The sequence below is a fragment of the Microbacterium sp. SD291 genome (genome assembly GCF_017355365.1).
Taxonomy (GTDB): Bacteria; Actinomycetota; Actinomycetes; order Actinomycetales; family Microbacteriaceae; genus Microbacterium.
In genome coordinates, this window is the sequence record NZ_JADIJR010000023.1 from 19252 (window position 1) to 35270 (window position 16019).

The window sequence follows — 16019 nt, forward strand, 5'->3', positions numbered from 1 at the left end:
CTCTTCACCCAAGGACGTCATGAACGACTTCGCGCAGTCCCCTTCGCTCACGCTGCTTCCCGCTGTCGACGTCGCGGGCGGCAAGGCCGTCCGCCTCACTCAGGGCGAGGCCGGTACCGAGACGAGCTACGGCGATCCGCTGGACGCCGCGGGGGAGTGGGTCGCGCAGGGCGCCAAGTGGATCCACCTGGTCGACCTCGACGCGGCGTTCGGGCGCGGCAGCAACGCCCCGATGCTGCGCAAGGTCATCAAGCAGTTCAAGAACGTGAACGTGGAGCTGTCCGGCGGCATCCGCGACGACGCGACGCTCGAGGCGGCGCTGGAGAGCGGCGCGACCCGGATCAACCTCGGCACCGCCGCGCTGGAGAACCCCGAGTGGGCAGCCGACGTGATCGGCCGCTTCGGCGAGGCGATCGCCGTCGGTCTCGATGTGCGCGGAACCACGCTGGCCGCCCGCGGCTGGACCAAGGAGGGCGGTGACCTCTGGGAGGTGCTCGCCCGACTCGAGGATGCCGGATGCAGCCGCTACGTCGTCACCGACGTCACGAAGGACGGCACGCTCAAGGGCCCGAACCTCGAACTCCTGCGCGAGATGACCTCGCGCACCCCGAAGCCCGTCGTGGCATCCGGCGGCATCGCCAGCCTCGACGACATCGTGGCGCTCCGTGAGCTCGTCCCGCTCGGCGTCGAAGGCGCGATCGTCGGGAAGGCACTCTACGCCGGCGCATTCACGCTGGCCGAGGCGCTGGATGTCGCAGGAGACTGATCCGCATTCGTGCGGCCCGGATCCGCACAACCACGGCGATTCCGCCGGCGTGCCCTGGGAGGGGCGCGGCTTCGAGTCGAACCCGCATGCGGGCGACGACGGCTCCGCCGATCCCGCACTGCTCGCGGCGCTCCTGCGCTTCCGCGCGGGGGAAGGCTCCCAGGCCGAGGTCGTCGACGCCTTCCGCACCGCCAGGGTGCTGATCCCGCTCGTCGCCGAGAAGGGCGAGGAGGGGGTCGCGCCGAACGGTCTCGCGGTCGACAAGACCCAGGAGCTCTCGATCGTCACGGTGGCCGCTCCCGACGGCCGCCGGGTGCAGCCGGTGTTCTCCTCGGTCGACGCGATGCGGCGATGGGATCCGAAGGCGCGGCCGATCCCGGTCGAGGCACTGCGTGCCGCGCTCGCGGCATCCGCCGAGGACACCGACCTCATCGTGCTGGATCCGACGTCGGAGACGGAGTTCGTCATCCGCCGGCCCGCAGTGTGGGCGATCGCCCAGGAGCACCACTGGGAGCCGAGCTTCCTTTCGCCCGAGGTGTTCGCCGCCCTTCAGGAGAGCGTCGCGCATGAGCTCGCCGTGATCGACGTGGCCGTCGCGTCCGGAGACCCGGATGCGCGGCTGCGCGGCCCCGAACTCGTCGTGGTCCTCGAGCTGGTCGACGGCCTCGAGCGCGAGGTCCTGGACGTCGTGCTGGCGCGCCTGGCCCAGCGCTGGGCGTCAGACGACCGCATCGCCGTCCTCGCCGACTCCCTGACGGTCAAGCTCCGCCGCTCCCCATAGAGCGTCAGCCGCTCCTGCAACTCCAGCCGCTCCCTACAGCTTCAGCCGAAGTCAACGGGATGTCAGGGCGCAGGGGCGCTCTCGTGGGGCAAATCGGGGAAGGGGCCCCGCTTGCGGGGAAGGGGCACCCGCTCTTTGCCCCACGAGAGCGGCCCGGAGCCCGCCGCGTCTCAGTTGACCGGCCCCGTCCACTTCTCGCCAGGGCCCTTGCCGATCGGGTCGGGGATGGTCGACGCCTCGCGGAACGCGAGCTGCAGCGAGCGGAGGCCGTCGCGCAGCGAGCGCGCGTGCATGTCGCTGATCTCCGGGGCCCCGGCGGTGATGAGCCCGGCGAGGGTGTTGATCAGCTTGCGCGCCTCATCGAGGTCGATCTGCGCGGCGGCATCCGGGTCGTCGGCGAGGCCGAGCTTCACGGCTGCCGCGCTCATCAGGTGCACCGCGGCGGTCGTGATGACCTCGACGGCGGGCACATCGGCGATGTCCCTGGTGGCGGACGATGCCGCCTCCTCCTGCCGTGCCCAGCGCTCTTCGCGCTCGCGTGCAGTCTCGTCCGATGCCTGGTTCGTCACTTCGCCTTGCCTTCTGTTAGACTTTGTCGGGCTCCGGAGCGTCATGCTCCGGTACGAAAGAGGATTCACTTCCCACCCGCGCTTGCCGTTCCAGGCTACCGGGTCTTGCACTCCGCCGGCTCCGGTCGAAAGACCGACCGGTAGACAGGGTGCGAAGCCGGCGTCTGGATGCCGGCGGGTGGGGGACGATTCCGATTTCGCCCGGGATGCCGACAGCATCCTGGTGGCCGAAACCATCGTCTAAGGAGTTCCGCATCAGCGATCCCCGCACCAATGAGCGCATCCGCGTCCCCGAGGTCCGCCTCGTCGGCCCCGCGGGTGAGCAGATCGGCGTCGTCCGCATCGAGGCGGCGCTGCGCCTTGCGCAGGAAGCCGACCTCGACCTCGTCGAGGTTGCCCCCAACTCGAAGCCGCCCGTGGTCAAGATCATGGACTACGGCAAGTTCAAGTACGAGGCTGCCCAGAAGGAGAAGGAGGCTCGCCGCAACCAGGCGAACACCATTCTCAAGGAGGTCCGCTTCCGTCTGAAGATCGAGGCGCACGACTACACGACCAAGCTCAAGCGCGCTGAGGGGTTCCTCAAGGCGGGCGACAAGGTCAAGGCCATGATCCTGTTCCGCGGTCGTGAGCAGTCGCGTCCTGAGCAGGGTGTCCGCCTGCTGCGCAAGTTCGCCGAGGACGTCGCCGAGTTCGGCACCGTCGAGTCGAACCCGACGATCGACGGCCGCAACATGGTGATGGTGGTCGCACCGCTGAAGAGCAAGTCCGAGGCGAAGCAGGAGCAGAACGCGATCCGCGATGCACAGCGAGCCGCGAACAAGCAGGCCGCGCGCGAAGCCAAGAGCGAGTCGGATGCTCCGGCAGGCGCTCCGGCGGAGTGACATCCGCCCCCACACACTCCCGCACCGCGGGTTGACACCGTCGCCTGAGAAGGCGCCTTACGAAGGAAGAGAAGATGCCGAAGCAGAAGACCCATTCGGGTGCTAAGAAGCGCTTCAAGATCACCGGCAGCGGCAAGCTGAAGAAGCAGCAGGCCGGTATGCGCCACAACCTTGAGCACAAGTCGAGCCGACGCACCCGTCGCCTCAACCAGGACCAGGTTCTGTCGAAGGCAGACTTCAAGGTCGCGAAGAAGCTTCTCGGTCGCTGACGCGCCCGATCGCAGGAATAGGAACACAGGAAAATGGCAAGAGTCAAGCGGGCGGTAAACGCCCACAAGAAGCGCCGGGTCATCCTCGAGCGCGCCTCCGGCTACCGCGGTCAGCGTTCGCGCCTCTACCGCAAGGCCAAGGAGCAGGTCATCCACTCCCTGGTCTACTCGTACCGGGACCGTCGCAAGCGCAAGGGTGACTTCCGTCGCCTGTGGATCCAGCGCATCAACGCGGCTGCACGCCAGAACGGCATGACGTACAACCGCTTCATCCAGGGCCTCGGCCTCGCGGGTGTCACGGTCGACCGCCGCATGCTCGCCGACCTCGCGATCAACGACGCTGCGACCTTCACGTCGCTCGTCGAGACGGCCAAGAAGGCTCTTCCTTCTGACGTCAACGCACCGAAGTCGGCTGCGTAAGCAGCTCTTCACCACTGAGGACGCCTTCCTTCGGGAAGGCGTCCTCAGTCGTTCTCCCGACGTTCGGTGCGGAGACACCACCGGTGTTCCCTAGACTGTGATCGTGCTGGAGAACCCCCGGTCCCCCCGAGTCCGTGCCGTCGCCAAGCTGACCAAGCGCAGCGCGCGAACGGAGACGGGCCTGTTCCTGCTCGAAGGACCCCAGGCGGTCCGTGAGGCGCTCACGTATCGCCCAGAGGCGATCGTCGAGCTGTTCGCGACGCCCACCGGCTGGGAGAGGCATTCGGACATCAGAGCGAAGTCCTCGGATGCCCGCATCACCGTCGAGCACGTGACCGAGTACGTCCTCAACGCCATGGCAGACACGGTGACGCCGCAAGGGCTCGTCGCCGTCGTGCGGCAGACGCCGACCTCGGTGCGCGACATCTTCGCGGCGTCGCCACGGCTCGTCGCGATCTGCGAGGAGGTCCGCGACCCCGGCAACCTCGGCACGATCATCCGCGCAGCCGATGCCGCGGGCGCTGATGCGGTCGTGCTGACGGGTCGCACCGTCGATCCGTACAACCCCAAGGTCGTCCGTGCCACGACGGGCTCGCTCTTCCACCTCCCGGTGTCGATCGGAGGCGACCTCTCGGACGTCATCGATCGCGCCCACGACGCAGGTCTCCGCATCCTCGCCGCCGACGTCAAGGGCGACGACCTCCTGCAGGCACGGGCGGATGGCCTTCTCGCCGAGCCCACCGCGTGGCTCTTCGGCAACGAGGCCAGGGGCCTCGAGGATGCGTCGCTCGACCTCGCCGACCGCGTGCTCAAGCTGCCGATCTTCGGCCGCGCCGAGTCGCTGAACCTGGCGACCGCGGCGAGCGTCTGCCTGTACGAGAGCGCCTTCGCGCAGCGGGCGGCATCCCAGGGGTGAGCCGATGCGGATTCTGATCGTGGAGGACGACGAGCGCGTCGCCACCGCGCTCGAGGCGTTCCTCGCGAGGTCTGGATATGCGACCGTGCGAGCCGCCGACGGCGCGTCCGCACTGGACATGCTCGGTGCCGACACCGAGGTGGTGCTGCTCGATCTCGGGCTCCCCGACGTGGACGGGATAGACCTGTGCCGTCGCATCCGCGGGCGATCCGAGGTCCCGATCGTGATCGTGACGGCCCGGAATCAGGTCACCGAGCGCATCAAGGGGCTGCGCGCGGGCGCCGACGACTTCGTCGTGAAGCCGTACGACGTGCAGGAGCTGCTCGCGCGGATCGAGGCGGTCACGCGTCGCTCGCGGCCGGTGCACCCGGAGGCGGAGGCGCGCGTGCAGCTGCAGGGCGGCGCGGTGCAGATCGATCTGATCGCCCGGCAGGTGCTCGTGGATCTGGCGCCGATCGAGCTCACCAGGAAGGAGTTCGACATCGTCGCCGTCCTCGCGAGGTACCCCGGTGTCGCGGTGCCGAAGGAACGACTGATCCGCGAGGTGTGGAACACGGACTGGCGTGGATTCGGCCACTCCCTCGAGGTGCACGTCGGCGCGATCAGGAAGAAGACCGGGGAGCGCCACCTCATCGAGACCGTCCGAGGCGTCGGCTACCGGCTGGCGGGCTGACCGGACATGCGCAGGCGCCTCGTCGTCGTGTTCCTGGTGCCGCTCGTCGCGATCCTCCTCTCCCTCGGCGGCGCGACGGTCTGGAGCGCGACCCGCAGCACGCAGCAGGCGTTCTACACGGAGCAGCTCGGTGATGTCGGCTACTTCGTCACGAGTGCCCGTCAGGCGCTGCTGTCGGGGAGCGCCACCGTGATCGACGCCGAGGCGTGGCGGTTCAACGAGGTCTACGGCATCGACGTCGTCGTGTTCGATCTGACCGGCGGCGTCTGGGCGGCCGGCGGAACGGTCGCCGAGATCCTCCCGGAGGACGACGCGGCACGGGTCCGGCTGGCGCTCTCAGGACGCAGGGCGGAGGTCCCGGAGCCGGTGTTCCCCTGGACGGTGGCGGATGCCTCGCTGGTGGAGCCGGTCTTCGACGACGGCGACGTCATCGGCGCGGTGATGGTCTCGACCGACGTGGAGGCGCCGCGCTCCGAGATCCGCCTGCAGATCCTGATCCTCTCGCTGGTCGCGATCGTGTCGATCGCACTCGGGGTGCTGCTGGTGTTCCAGCTGGCTCGATGGGTGCTCTCGCCGGTGCGGCGACTCGACGACGCCATGGTCGCGATCGAGCGCGGTGAGATGGACGCCAGGGTGGCCGAGGACACCGGTCCGCCAGAGCTCCGGCGGATGACGAGGGTCTTCAACGGCATGGCGGACGAGATCGAGCGCGTGATGACCAGGCAGCAGGAGTTCGCCCTGAACGCCTCGCACGAGCTGCGCAACCCTCTGAACGCGCTGCTCCTGCGCGTCGAGCATCTCGCGACCGGGCTCGGTGACGAATGGCGCGACGACGTGGAGGAGACCAGGGAGGAGGGGCGGCGGATGGCGCGCATCCTCGAGACGCTGCTCGGGCTCGCGCGCGGAGGGCGCGGGGACTCGACATTCTCGGCCGTCGATCTGGCGACCCTGGCGGCGCGGCGTGCCGACGCCTGGCGTGAGGTGGCGGCGCGGCGGGGGATCGTCGTGCGCTCCACGGGAGCGGGCCCGGTGATGAGCGTGACGGATCGCACGATCGTGGAGAGCGCGCTCGACGCGGTCATCGACAACGCGGTGAAGTTCTCGCCCGGCGGCTCGGCTGTCGAGGTGGGTGCGCATCGGGACGCCGGCGCATGCCGGGTGACGGTCCGGGATCGTGGTCCCGGTCTCACGCGGGAGGAGGCCGCATACGCCACGGACCGGTTCTGGCGAGGCGACGGCGGTGCAGAGGCCCCGGGTTCCGGTCTGGGGCTCGCGATCGCGACGGACCTCCTCGCAGCGATCGGCGGCGAGCTCGCGGTGGATTCTCCCGACGGCGGCGGACTGCTGGTCTCGCTGCTCATCCCGGACGGAGCGGTCGCATGAGCGCGCTCGGACGGCGTGTCGTCGCCGGTGCGATCGCGCTGGCGCTGATGGTGGCCCTCGGCGGGTGCGTCCAGCGATCCGGTGAATGGGCGGATGCCGAGTACCGGATCGCCGGTGGAGGGCCCACAGGGGTCTACTACGCGTACGGGAGCGGCCTTGCGAGCGAGTTGTCCGAATCGCTCGACGTGCGGATGACGGCGCAGGAGACGGCCGGGTCCGTCGACAACCTGCTGCGCGTGGGCTCGGGGGAGTCCCTGCTCGGCTTCGCGCAGGGCGATGCGGCCGCGGATGCCGTCGCCGGAGTGGGCGCCTTCGACCAGCCTCTGCGCGTCGAAGCGCTGGCGCGCCTGTACGACGAGTACGTGCACGTCGTGGTGCGTGAGGACTCGGATGTCGAGACGATCGCGGATCTGGCGGGCAAGACTGTGTCGCTGGGGGCGGAGAACTCGGGCGTGAACGTGATCGCGGCGCGGGTGCTGGATGCCGCGGGAGTGCAGGCGTCCTCCGTGCAGGACCCGCAGCTCGATCTCGCAGGCTCCATCCGCGCCATGGAGCGGGCGGAGATCGACGGATTCTTCTGGGTCGGCGGCATCCCCACTCCCGGCATAGCCGATCTCGCGGCGACTCTGCCTGTGCGGCTGCTGCCGATAGAGCAGAGCTGGGTCAACCACGTGAACGAGCAGTACTCGGACGCGTACCGGCCCTCCGACTTCCCGGTGGGGCTGTACGGACTCGAGGAGTCCGAGCCGACCATGGCCGTGCCCAACTACCTGGTGACCTCGTCGGAGACCCCGGACGGGGTGGTCCGCGATGTGCTGCAGGGTCTGTTCGACGCCCGTACGCGCCTCGGTCTGGAGGTGCCGGCCGCGGCGCTGCTGGACCGCAGGCAGGCGATCTTCACCGGCCCGGTGGCGCTGCATCCCGGTGCGATCGAGTTCTACCGAGAGCTGCGGGACTGAGGCCTCAAGAAATCCTCAAGAAGTCTCGATCGGCCGCGTCCTTCTGCCACTCTGAGACTCGATCGCGCTCGATTCGACGGAGAATTCAGATGCCAGTGAGCACACGCCGCACCCGCACGCCGGTGCCCAGTGCGTCTGCGACAGCCTGCCGTCCCGTCTCCCCGGGGGGAGAGACGAGGAGGCGGGAACGCCCCCACGGCCTGCGGGGGCAGGCCGTGGGGCACTTCGGCGCGCCTGTTCCGATGGTGCGTCCTCGTGGTCACGAACGTGTAAATCTCGACGCAGGTGCCTGGAGCGCGACGGTCGACCTGGCTAGTTTGGAGAAATGATGACCTCTGGTAAGCCTCTCGTGGTGGTTGAGAACGTTCAGAAGCACTACGGCGATTTCCAGGCGCTCACCGACATCGACCTGACCGTGAACGCGGGCGAGGTCGTCGTCGTGATCGGCCCGTCCGGTTCGGGAAAGTCGACGCTCTGCCGCACGATCAACCGCCTGGAGACGATCACCAGCGGCACGATCCGCATCGACGGCAAGGAGCTGCCCGCCGAGGGCAAGGGGCTCGCGCACCTGCGCGCCGACGTCGGCATGGTTTTCCAGTCGTTCAACCTCTTCGCCCATCTGACGATCCTCGAGAACGTCACACTCGGGCCGATCAAGGTCCGCGGACTGAAGAAGGCGGCTGCCGACAAGGAGGCGATGGCGCTCCTCGAGCGCGTCGGCGTCGCCCAGCAGGCCTCCAAGCTGCCGGCGCAGCTCTCGGGTGGCCAGCAGCAGCGCGTCGCGATCGCCAGGGCACTGGCGATGCGGCCCAAGGTCATGCTCTTCGACGAGCCCACCAGCGCGCTCGACCCCGAGATGATCAACGAGGTCCTCGACGTCATGGTCGGACTCGCGAAGGAAGGCATGACGATGATCGTCGTCACCCACGAGATGGGCTTCGCGCGCAAGGCCGCGAACCGCGTCGTCTTCATGGCGGACGGCCGGATCGTCGAGGAGGCGACGCCTGAGGAGTTCTTCACGAACCCGAAGAGCGACCGTGCCAAGGACTTCCTCTCGAAGCTCCTCACGCACTGACCACGACCCACAGACCCTGCACACACAGCACACGAAGGAGACGCACATGCGACGTACACGGACACTGGCAGGCATCGGCATCGCGACCGCCGCGCTGCTCGCGCTGACCGCCTGCAACAGCGGCAGCCCGTCCACCCCCGGTGGAGGCACGGAAGGCGGCGAGGAAGGCGGCGAGGAGACCACGTGGTTCGAGGTCGCCGAGGACGTGCAGCTGGAAGGCAGCCCCACCTTCGACGCGATCACCGAGCGAGACAAGGTGATCGTGGGCGTCAAGGAGGACCAGCCGGGTCTCGGCTACCTCGACGTGACGACCAACGAGCGCACCGGCTTCGACATCGACATCGCGCGCTGGATCGCGGCCTCGCTCGGCTACGACGAGGACAAGATCGAATTCAAGCCGATCGCCTCCGCCAACCGCGAGCAGGCGATCACGAACGGCGACATCGACTACTACGTCGGCACCTACTCGATCAACGACAAGCGCAAGGAGCTCATCGACTTCGCGGGTCCGTACTTCATCACCGGTCAGGGCCTGCTCATCGCGGCCGACGCCGAGGATGCCGAGGCGCTCGAGGACTTCAACGGCAAGACCGTGTGCTCGGCGACCGGCTCCACGCCGATCCAGAACATCAAGGCGAATTTCCCCGACATCAAGACGCAGGAGTACGACCTGTACTCCGCCTGCGTGCAGGACCTGATCGACGGCAAGGTCGACGCGGTCACCACCGACCAGGCCATCCTGATCGGCTACGCGGCGCAGTACCCGGACGAGGTCAAGGTCACCGGCGGTCTGTTCACCGAGGAGCGCTACGGCGTCGGACTCCAGAAGGGTGATGACGCGCTCCGCGCGCACATCAACGACCTCTTCACGGAGGGCGGCGACATCTGGCAGGCCATCTTCGACAAGAACCTCGGCGAGTCCGGCATCGAGGTCGAGCAGCCCGCGGTCGACGCGTACTGATCGGAACGGGGTGGTCTCCCGCAGGAGGCCACCCCGCACAGTTTCCAGCAGAGCCTGAAGAAGGGGAGGGTGGCGTGGACGTCATCTTCGGAAACCTCGACCTGTGGGGAGAGGCGATCGGCAACACGCTGATCGTCTTCCTCGGAGGTGGGGTCATCGCGCTCGTGCTCGGCATCATCGTCGGCGCGATGCGCGTCTCGCCGGTGCCGATCGCACGAGGCGTCGGAACCCTGTACGTCAACACCGTGAGGAACACGCCACTCACCCTCGTCTTCTTCTTCTTCGTCTTCGGCTACCCCCAGCTCGGGCTGCCGAAGCTCTCCAATCTGGTCCTCGGCATCCTGGCGATCGGCATCTACACGGCCACCTACGTGGCCGAGGTGCTGCGGGCGGGCATCAACACGGTGCCGGTCGGGCAGGCCGAGGCGGCGCGAGCGATCGGGCTGCCGTTCGGGCAGGTCATGACCCTCGTCATCCTGCCGCAGGCGTTCCGCTCGGTCGTCCCGCCGATGATGAGCGTGTTCATCGCCCTGCTGAAGAACACCACGGTCGCTGCCGGCTTCTCGGTGGCGGAGCTCGCAGCGCTCCGCTCGACCGTCAACGACTCTGCCGACCGCCCTGGCAACCCGATGGAGGTCCTCCTCTGGGTCGCGGTGGTGTTCGTCGCCCTGGTGATGCTGCTGAGCTGGCTGCAGCGCCATCTCGAGAACCGATGGAGGATCGCGCGATGAGCTCCGTACTGTACGACGTGCCAGGGCCCCGGGCGATCGCACGCAACCGCATCCTCGCCGTCGCCACGATCGCCGTCGTGCTCGCCGCGATCGGCTTCGTCGTGTACCGCATGATCGAGACCGGCCAGTTCGCCCCGGAGAAGTGGTACGTGTTCACGTTCTCCGCAGTCTGGGCCGGCATCTTCAAGGCGCTCGGCAACACACTCGCCGCCTTCGCCGCCGCGGCGGTGCTCAGCATCGTCCTCGGATTCGTGCTCGCGATCGGGCGCCTCTCCGACCACGCCTGGGTGCGGGTGCCCGTCACCGTCATCACCGAGTTCTTCCGCGCCGTGCCGGTGCTGGTGTTCATGATGCTGCTCTACTACGGCCTTCCCGTGGTCGGCATCAAGATGGAGCCGTACTACGCCGTGGTGATCGCGCTCATGGTCTACAACGGCTCCGTGCTCGCCGAGGTGCTCCGCGCCGGCGTCGAGTCGCTGCCCAGGGGGCAGAAGGAGGCCGGATACGCCATCGGCCTCCGCAAGAGCGGGGTGATGCGGCTCATCCTGCTGCCGCAGGCGATCCGCGCCATGCTCCCGGTGATCGTCGCCCAGCTGGTCGTCACCATGAAGGACACCGCGCTCGGGTTCATCATCACGTATCCCGAGCTCCTCTACTACGCCAAGCAGCTGACCTCCCAGCAGGGCCGTCCGATCCTGCAGTCCGCGTTCATCATCGGCGGCATCTACATCATCATGTGCCTCATCCTCTCCGGCATCGCCAAGTGGGTCGAGGTCCGCACGCGCCGCTCGCCCAAGGTCCAGGCCATCGCTCAGGACCCGGACGACGATCCGCGCCGGCATGATGGCGGCACCAACACCCGGCTCATCACGCTCCAGCGGGGTAGCGGCTTGGACGGCGGCTCGACAGCCGCGGTATGACCGTGCGCCGGCGCCTCCCTGCGCCACGGACGGGAGCGCGACGTCGCCCCCGGTAGACTCAGTTCTCGTGTCTGACGTACCTGAGATCACCCCCGAAGCGGTCGAGGCCGCTGTCGCCGCAGCGCTCGAGGCCATCGCCGCCGCGGGCGACACCGCCGAGCTGAAGGCCGCCCGCGCCGCGCACGTCGCCGACGGATCGCCGCTGGCCGTCCTGAACGCCTCGATGCGCCAGGTCGCCCCCGAGAACAAGGCCGCGTTCGGCAAGCTGGTCGGCCAGGGCCGTGGCCAGGTCTCACAGGCGCTCGCCGCCAAGGAGGCCGAGCTCGCCGCAGCCGAGGTCACAGCGCGCCTCGAAGCCGAACGCGTCGACATCACCGCGGTGCCCTCCCGCACGCGCGTGGGCGCGCGGCATCCGCTCACCCTCCTCAGCGACCAGATCTCGGACATCTTCGTCGGCATGGGATGGGAGATCGCGGAGGGACCCGAGCTCGAGCACGAGTGGTTCAACTTCGACGCCCTGAACTTCGACGTAGACCACCCCGCACGCCAGGAGCAGGACACCTTCTACGTCGACCCGGCCTCACGCCACCTCGTGATGCGCACGCACACGAGCCCGGTTCAGGTGCGCTCGATGCTCGAGCGCGAGGTGCCGATCTACGTGCTCTGCCCCGGCCGCGTGTACCGCACCGACGAGTTCGACGCCACGCACCTGCCCGTGTTCACCCAGTTCGAGGGCCTGGTCGTCGACAAGGACATCTCGATGGCGCACCTCAAGGGCACCCTCGACCACGTCGCACGGCAGCTTTTCGGACCGGAGGCGAAGACCCGCTTCCGCACGAACTTCTTCCCCTTCACCGAGCCGTCGGCCGAACTCGACCTGTGGCACCCGACCTTCAAGGGCGGCGCCCGCTGGATCGAGTGGGGTGGCTGCGGCATGGTCAACCCGAACGTGCTTCGGGCTGCGGGGATCGACCCCGAGGTGTACAGCGGCTTCGCGTTCGGCATGGGCGTGGAGCGCGGGCTGATGTTCCGCAGCGACGTACAGGACATGCGCGACATGGCCGAGGGCGATGTCCGATTCAGCGAGCAGTACGGGATGGTGGTGTGATGCGCGTCCCGCTTTCGTGGCTGCGTGAGTACGTCGATCTGGCAGCGGATGCCACGCCCGAGGACGTCCTCGCGGCGATGGTGACCGTCGGCTTCGAAGAGGAGGACATCCACCGCTTCGAGATCTCGGGTCCCGTCGTCGTCGGGCAGGTCGTGTCCTTCGAGGAGGAGCCGCAGTCGAACGGCAAGACGATCCGCTGGTGCCAGGTCGATGTCGGCCCGGAGCAGGGCGGCATGCGCGGCATCGTCTGCGGTGCGCACAACTTCGCAGTCGGCGACAAGGTCGTCGTGACGCTGCCTGGTGCGGTGCTCCCCGGTCCGTTCCCGATCGCTGCGCGCAAGACCTACGGGCACGTGTCCGACGGCATGATCGCCTCCGCGCGGGAGCTCGGGCTCGGCGACGAGCACAACGGCATCCTGATCCTCGCCGAGCTCGGCGTCGACGCGCCGGTCGGCACCGACGCGATCGCGCTGCTCGGCCTCGACGACGTCGCCGTCGACATCAACGTCACCCCCGACCGCGGCTACGCCTTCTCGGTGCGCGGCGTCGCCCGCGAGTACTCGCACGCCACCGGCGCGGCATTCCGCGACCCGGCGGAGCGCGACTTCGCGGAGCTGCAGCCAGGTACCGGGCACACCGCGATCGTCGACGACGCCGCCCCCGTCCGCGGGAACGTCGGCGCGAGTGAGTTCGTCACGCGCGTCGTCCGCGGCGTCGACCCCTCACGTCCGACGCCGCCGTGGATGATCGCACGCCTCACGCTGGCCGGCATGCGCTCCCTCGGCATCCTCATCGACATCACGAACTATGTGATGCTCGAGCTCGGCAACCCGATCCACGGCTACGACCTCGACAAGCTCACCGGCGGCATCACCGTCCGGCGGGCGACTCCCGGGGAGACGATGACGACCCTCGACGGGCAGCAGCGCGCGCTCCACGTCGAGGATCTGCTCATCACCGACGAGTCCGGTCCGATCGGCCTTGCCGGCGTCATGGGCGGCGGCACCACCGAGATGTCCGCGACGACCCGCAACGTGCTGATCGAGGCGGCGTCGTTCGATCCGACGACGATCGCCCGCTCGGCCCGCCGTCACAAGCTGCCCAGCGAAGCCTCCAAGCGCTTCGAGCGCGGCGTCGACCCGCTCGTCCCGTTCGTCGCGGCCCGCCGCGTGGCCGACCTCATGGTCGAGCTGGCGGGCGGCACGCTGACCGAAGAGGGCGGCGCCCTGTTCGCCGAGGTCTTCATCGCGGAGATCGAGCTGCCGGCCGGCTTCGTGCAGGGCCTCATCGGCGTCGACTACACGGATGCCGAGATCACCGGCGCCCTGACCACGATCGGGGCCGAGGTCACCGCGACCGACCCTTCGACAGGCTCAGGGCCCCAGTCCGGATGGGTGGTCATCCCGCCGACCTGGCGCCCCGACCTCACCGACAGGTGGTCGCTCGCCGAGGAGGTCGCGCGCATCCACGGACTCGACCGCATCCCCTCCGTGCTGCCGACTCCGCCGTCGGGTCGTGGCCTCACCGCGCACCAGCAGGGCCGCCGCCGTGTGGCGAACGCTCTGGCCGCCGCCGGTTTCGTCGAGACTCCGGCGTTCCCGTTCACGAACGAGGCGCAGAACGACTTGCACGGCTCGGCGACGGGGGAGCACATCCCGAGCATCCGCATGGCCAACGCGCTCGACGGGGCGAACCCGTTCCTGCGGCGCTCTCTCATCCCGGGGCTCCTGCAGATCGCGCACCGCAACATCTCCCGCGGTCTCACGGATCTCGCGATCTTCGAGACCGGGACCGTGTTCCTGCCCGAGCCCGGCGTCGCCTACGGCACCGATGAGGTCCCCCCTCTCGGCGCTCGTCCGTCGGACGACACCCTCGCCGCGCTGAACGCGTCTATCCCGCCGCAGCACCGGCACGTCGCGGCGCTCCTGACCGGCAACGTCGTCGCGCGTCAGCCCGGCCGCGCCGCCGAGCCCGTCGGACTCTCCGAGGCGCTGGACGCCGTGCGAGTGATCGCCGCTGCCGCCGGCGTCGAGATCGACGTCGTCCAGGCGCAGCGCGCGGCCCTCCACCCCGGACGCACTGGGGCGCTGCGCGTCGGTGACGTCGAGGTCGGGTACGTAGGCGAGCTCCACCCCGAGGTCGCCGAGGGTGCGGACCTTCCCGGCCGCGCCGTCGTGCTCGAGCTCGATCTCGACGGCATCCTCGCGCTCGCCGGCGACCGCACCGTCGCCGCGTCGCTGTCCACCTACCCCGCCGCCACGCAGGACGTCTCACTCGTGCTCCCGGCAGACGTCCCCGCAGGCGATGTGCGGGCGGCGCTCTCCGAGGGGGCGGGCGCACTCCTCGAGGCGATCCGCCTGGTGGACGACTACCGCGGTGACGGCGTCAGCGAGGGCGAGAAGAGCCTCACCTTCGCGCTGCGCTTCCGCGCAGACGACCGCACACTGACGGCGGCCGAGGCCACCGACGCCAAGCTCGCCGGCGTCGCGGTCGCGACCGAGAGGTTCGGCGCGACGCTGCGCGAGTGATCGGCACCCGTTCCGATGCGCGGGGTCGCGCCTGCGCGGAGTTGCGTCTGCTCTGAGCGGAAGGGGTTCCGCGCGCGTGCGGATGCTGCTGACATGGACGCATGACGGATGTGCTGATCCTCGGCGGTACCGGCTGGCTCTCCGGGCGCGTGGCGCGGCGGTGGCTCGACGCGGGCGCCACGGTGACCTGTCTGGCGCGCGGCGGGCGGCCCGCCCCCGACGGTGCGGTCCTGGTGACGGGCGACCGGGACTCGGCCGACGCCTACGCCGCCGTGTCCGGCTGTGACTGGGACGTGATCGTCGACGTCTCCTCCCGGGCCGACCATGTGGAGGCGGCGGTCGCGGCCCTCGGCGACCGCGCCGGCCGGTGGGTCCACGTGTCATCGATGTCCGTCTACGCCGACGATGCCACAGTCTGCGCGGACGAGTCGGCGCCACGGCATCCGCCCGCGCGCCCAGGAGACGACTACGAATACGGTGCGCAGAAGGTCGCGGGGGAGGACGCAGTGCTCGCCCTCGGAGGGCGGGCCCTCGTCGTGCGCCCAGGACTCATCGTCGGGGACGGCGACCCGAGCGATCGCTTCGGCTACTGGGCCGCGGCCTTCCTCCGTGCGGGGGAGGAGCCCGTGCTCCTCCCTCCGCTCGACGGGCGGAGCACCCAGGTGATCGACGTCGCCGACGTCGCCGAGTTCATCGTGACAGCGAGTTCCTCCGGTGCGGTGAATGCGATCGGCGACGTGCGCCCGCTCGAGGAGGTTCTCGATCGGGTGCGCGCTGCCGCGGGACACGTCGGTGATCTCGGCGTGGCGGACGAGGCGTGGCTTCTCCAACAGGGCGTCCAGCCCTGGGCGGGCGAGCGATCGCTGCCGCTCTGGCTGCCCGAGGACATGACGGGCTTCATGACCCGGTCGAACGTGCGATTCCGCGCCGCCGGGGGCTCGCTGCGCGCACTCGACGATACGATCGCGCGTGTCGTCGCGGACGAGCGTGCCCGTGGCGTCGACCGGGAGCGTCGCGCGGGGCTGACCAGGCCAGACGAGCTCGCTCTGCTCGCGATCCTTCCCTGAGCCGGCCTCCCG

17 protein-coding genes are annotated in these 16019 nt (G+C 69.2%); 16 read left to right on the plus strand and 1 reads right to left on the minus strand.

The annotated features are described in order from the left end of the window. The first annotated feature begins 19 nt into the window (after positions 1 to 19). Both priA and IPV10_RS12510 read left to right on the plus strand, forming a co-directional pair. On the plus strand, positions 20 to 766 hold the full coding sequence (gene priA / locus IPV10_RS12505; protein WP_207484359.1) for a bifunctional 1-(5-phosphoribosyl)-5-((5-phosphoribosylamino)methylideneamino)imidazole-4-carboxamide isomerase/phosphoribosylanthranilate isomerase PriA: 747 nt from the start codon (positions 20 to 22) through the stop codon (positions 764 to 766). Next, on the plus strand, positions 750 to 1547 hold the full coding sequence (locus IPV10_RS12510; protein WP_207484360.1) for an SseB family protein: 798 nt from the start codon (positions 750 to 752) through the stop codon (positions 1545 to 1547). Before priA ends, IPV10_RS12510 begins: the two co-directional genes overlap by 17 nt. A 170-nt stretch (positions 1548 to 1717) precedes the next feature. Here the strand turns inward: IPV10_RS12510 and IPV10_RS12515 are convergent, their stop codons facing one another. Continuing rightward, complete coding sequence (locus IPV10_RS12515) at positions 1718 to 2116, minus strand: DUF1844 domain-containing protein (protein WP_207484362.1); 399 nt, start codon at positions 2114 to 2116, stop codon at positions 1718 to 1720. Positions 2117 to 2322: 206 nt separating this feature from the next. Between IPV10_RS12515 and infC the strand changes: the two genes are divergently transcribed. From infC to IPV10_RS12585, 14 genes are all read left to right on the plus strand, one after another. Beyond that, complete coding sequence (infC, locus tag IPV10_RS12520; protein WP_207484364.1) at positions 2323 to 2997, plus strand: translation initiation factor IF-3; 675 nt, start codon at positions 2323 to 2325, stop codon at positions 2995 to 2997. 74 nt (positions 2998 to 3071) lie between these two features. After that, positions 3072 to 3266, plus strand: a complete 195-nt coding sequence (gene rpmI / locus IPV10_RS12525; protein WP_060927878.1) for a 50S ribosomal protein L35 — start codon at positions 3072 to 3074, stop codon at positions 3264 to 3266. Positions 3267 to 3299: 33 nt separating this feature from the next. Further along, complete coding sequence (gene rplT, locus IPV10_RS12530; RefSeq protein WP_207484369.1) at positions 3300 to 3686, plus strand: 50S ribosomal protein L20; 387 nt, start codon at positions 3300 to 3302, stop codon at positions 3684 to 3686. 103 nt (positions 3687 to 3789) lie between these two features. After that, on the plus strand, positions 3790 to 4602 hold the full coding sequence (locus IPV10_RS12535) for an RNA methyltransferase (RefSeq protein ID WP_207484370.1): 813 nt from the start codon (positions 3790 to 3792) through the stop codon (positions 4600 to 4602). A gap of 4 nt (positions 4603 to 4606) precedes the next feature. Beyond that, positions 4607 to 5275 carry a response regulator transcription factor gene (locus tag IPV10_RS12540; RefSeq protein WP_207484371.1) on the plus strand — a complete coding sequence of 223 codons (669 nt, stop codon included), beginning with the start codon at positions 4607 to 4609 and terminating at the stop codon, positions 5273 to 5275. Between the two features lie 6 nt (positions 5276 to 5281). Next, positions 5282 to 6658 carry a HAMP domain-containing sensor histidine kinase gene (locus IPV10_RS12545; protein WP_207484372.1) on the plus strand — a complete coding sequence of 459 codons (1377 nt, stop codon included), beginning with the start codon at positions 5282 to 5284 and terminating at the stop codon, positions 6656 to 6658. Beyond that, positions 6655 to 7617 (plus strand): TAXI family TRAP transporter solute-binding subunit, encoded by a 963-nt coding sequence (locus tag IPV10_RS12550; RefSeq protein ID WP_207484373.1) that lies wholly within the window; start codon positions 6655 to 6657, stop codon positions 7615 to 7617. Before IPV10_RS12545 ends, IPV10_RS12550 begins: the two co-directional genes overlap by 4 nt. 328 nt (positions 7618 to 7945) lie before the next feature. Then, a complete protein-coding gene (locus tag IPV10_RS12555) occupies positions 7946 to 8692 on the plus strand; it encodes an amino acid ABC transporter ATP-binding protein (RefSeq protein WP_207484412.1) in 747 nt (248 codons plus the stop codon). 46 nt (positions 8693 to 8738) lie between these two features. After that, the gene (locus IPV10_RS12560) at positions 8739 to 9653 is read left to right on the plus strand and encodes a glutamate ABC transporter substrate-binding protein (protein ID WP_207484374.1); all 915 of its coding nucleotides are present in this window, start codon (positions 8739 to 8741) and stop codon (positions 9651 to 9653) included. A 74-nt stretch (positions 9654 to 9727) separates the two neighbouring features. Further along, entirely contained in the window at positions 9728 to 10384 is a 657-nt protein-coding gene (locus tag IPV10_RS12565) for an amino acid ABC transporter permease (protein ID WP_207484377.1), read from the plus strand. Beyond that, entirely contained in the window at positions 10381 to 11304 is a 924-nt protein-coding gene (locus IPV10_RS12570; protein ID WP_207484379.1) for an amino acid ABC transporter permease, read from the plus strand. The genes IPV10_RS12565 and IPV10_RS12570 overlap by 4 nt, the downstream gene beginning before the upstream one ends. A 67-nt stretch (positions 11305 to 11371) precedes the next feature. Next, positions 11372 to 12412, plus strand: a complete 1041-nt coding sequence (gene pheS, locus IPV10_RS12575; protein WP_207484381.1) for a phenylalanine--tRNA ligase subunit alpha — start codon at positions 11372 to 11374, stop codon at positions 12410 to 12412. After that, positions 12412 to 14940, plus strand: a complete 2529-nt coding sequence (gene pheT, locus IPV10_RS12580) for a phenylalanine--tRNA ligase subunit beta (RefSeq protein WP_207484387.1) — start codon at positions 12412 to 12414, stop codon at positions 14938 to 14940. The genes pheS and pheT overlap by 1 nt, the downstream gene beginning before the upstream one ends. Before the next feature lie 101 nt (positions 14941 to 15041). Next, positions 15042 to 16007: an NAD-dependent epimerase/dehydratase family protein gene (locus IPV10_RS12585; protein ID WP_207484389.1), complete on the plus strand. Its 966-nt coding sequence runs from the start codon at positions 15042 to 15044 to the stop codon at positions 16005 to 16007. Positions 16008 to 16019 lie beyond the last annotated feature (12 nt).

Excerpts from the sequence above, each read along its gene's own strand:
- priA (WP_207484359.1), top strand. The coding sequence starts at position 20 with ATGAACGACTTCGCGCAGTCCCCTTCGCTCACGCTGCTTCCCGCTGTC.
- IPV10_RS12510 (WP_207484360.1), top strand. The coding sequence starts at position 750 with ATGTCGCAGGAGACTGATCCGCATTCGTGCGGCCCGGATCCGCACAAC.
- infC (WP_207484364.1), top strand. The coding sequence starts at position 2,323 with ATGCCGACAGCATCCTGGTGGCCGAAACCATCGTCTAAGGAGTTCCGC.
- rpmI (WP_060927878.1), top strand. The coding sequence starts at position 3,072 with ATGCCGAAGCAGAAGACCCATTCGGGTGCTAAGAAGCGCTTCAAGATC.
- rplT (WP_207484369.1), top strand. The coding sequence starts at position 3,300 with ATGGCAAGAGTCAAGCGGGCGGTAAACGCCCACAAGAAGCGCCGGGTC.
- IPV10_RS12540 (WP_207484371.1), top strand. The coding sequence starts at position 4,607 with ATGCGGATTCTGATCGTGGAGGACGACGAGCGCGTCGCCACCGCGCTC.
- IPV10_RS12545 (WP_207484372.1), top strand. The coding sequence starts at position 5,282 with ATGCGCAGGCGCCTCGTCGTCGTGTTCCTGGTGCCGCTCGTCGCGATC.
- IPV10_RS12550 (WP_207484373.1), top strand. The coding sequence starts at position 6,655 with ATGAGCGCGCTCGGACGGCGTGTCGTCGCCGGTGCGATCGCGCTGGCG.
- IPV10_RS12555 (WP_207484412.1), top strand. The coding sequence starts at position 7,946 with ATGACCTCTGGTAAGCCTCTCGTGGTGGTTGAGAACGTTCAGAAGCAC.
- IPV10_RS12560 (WP_207484374.1), top strand. The coding sequence starts at position 8,739 with ATGCGACGTACACGGACACTGGCAGGCATCGGCATCGCGACCGCCGCG.
- IPV10_RS12570 (WP_207484379.1), top strand. The coding sequence starts at position 10,381 with ATGAGCTCCGTACTGTACGACGTGCCAGGGCCCCGGGCGATCGCACGC.
- pheT (WP_207484387.1), top strand. The coding sequence starts at position 12,412 with ATGCGCGTCCCGCTTTCGTGGCTGCGTGAGTACGTCGATCTGGCAGCG.
- IPV10_RS12585 (WP_207484389.1), top strand. The coding sequence starts at position 15,042 with ATGACGGATGTGCTGATCCTCGGCGGTACCGGCTGGCTCTCCGGGCGC.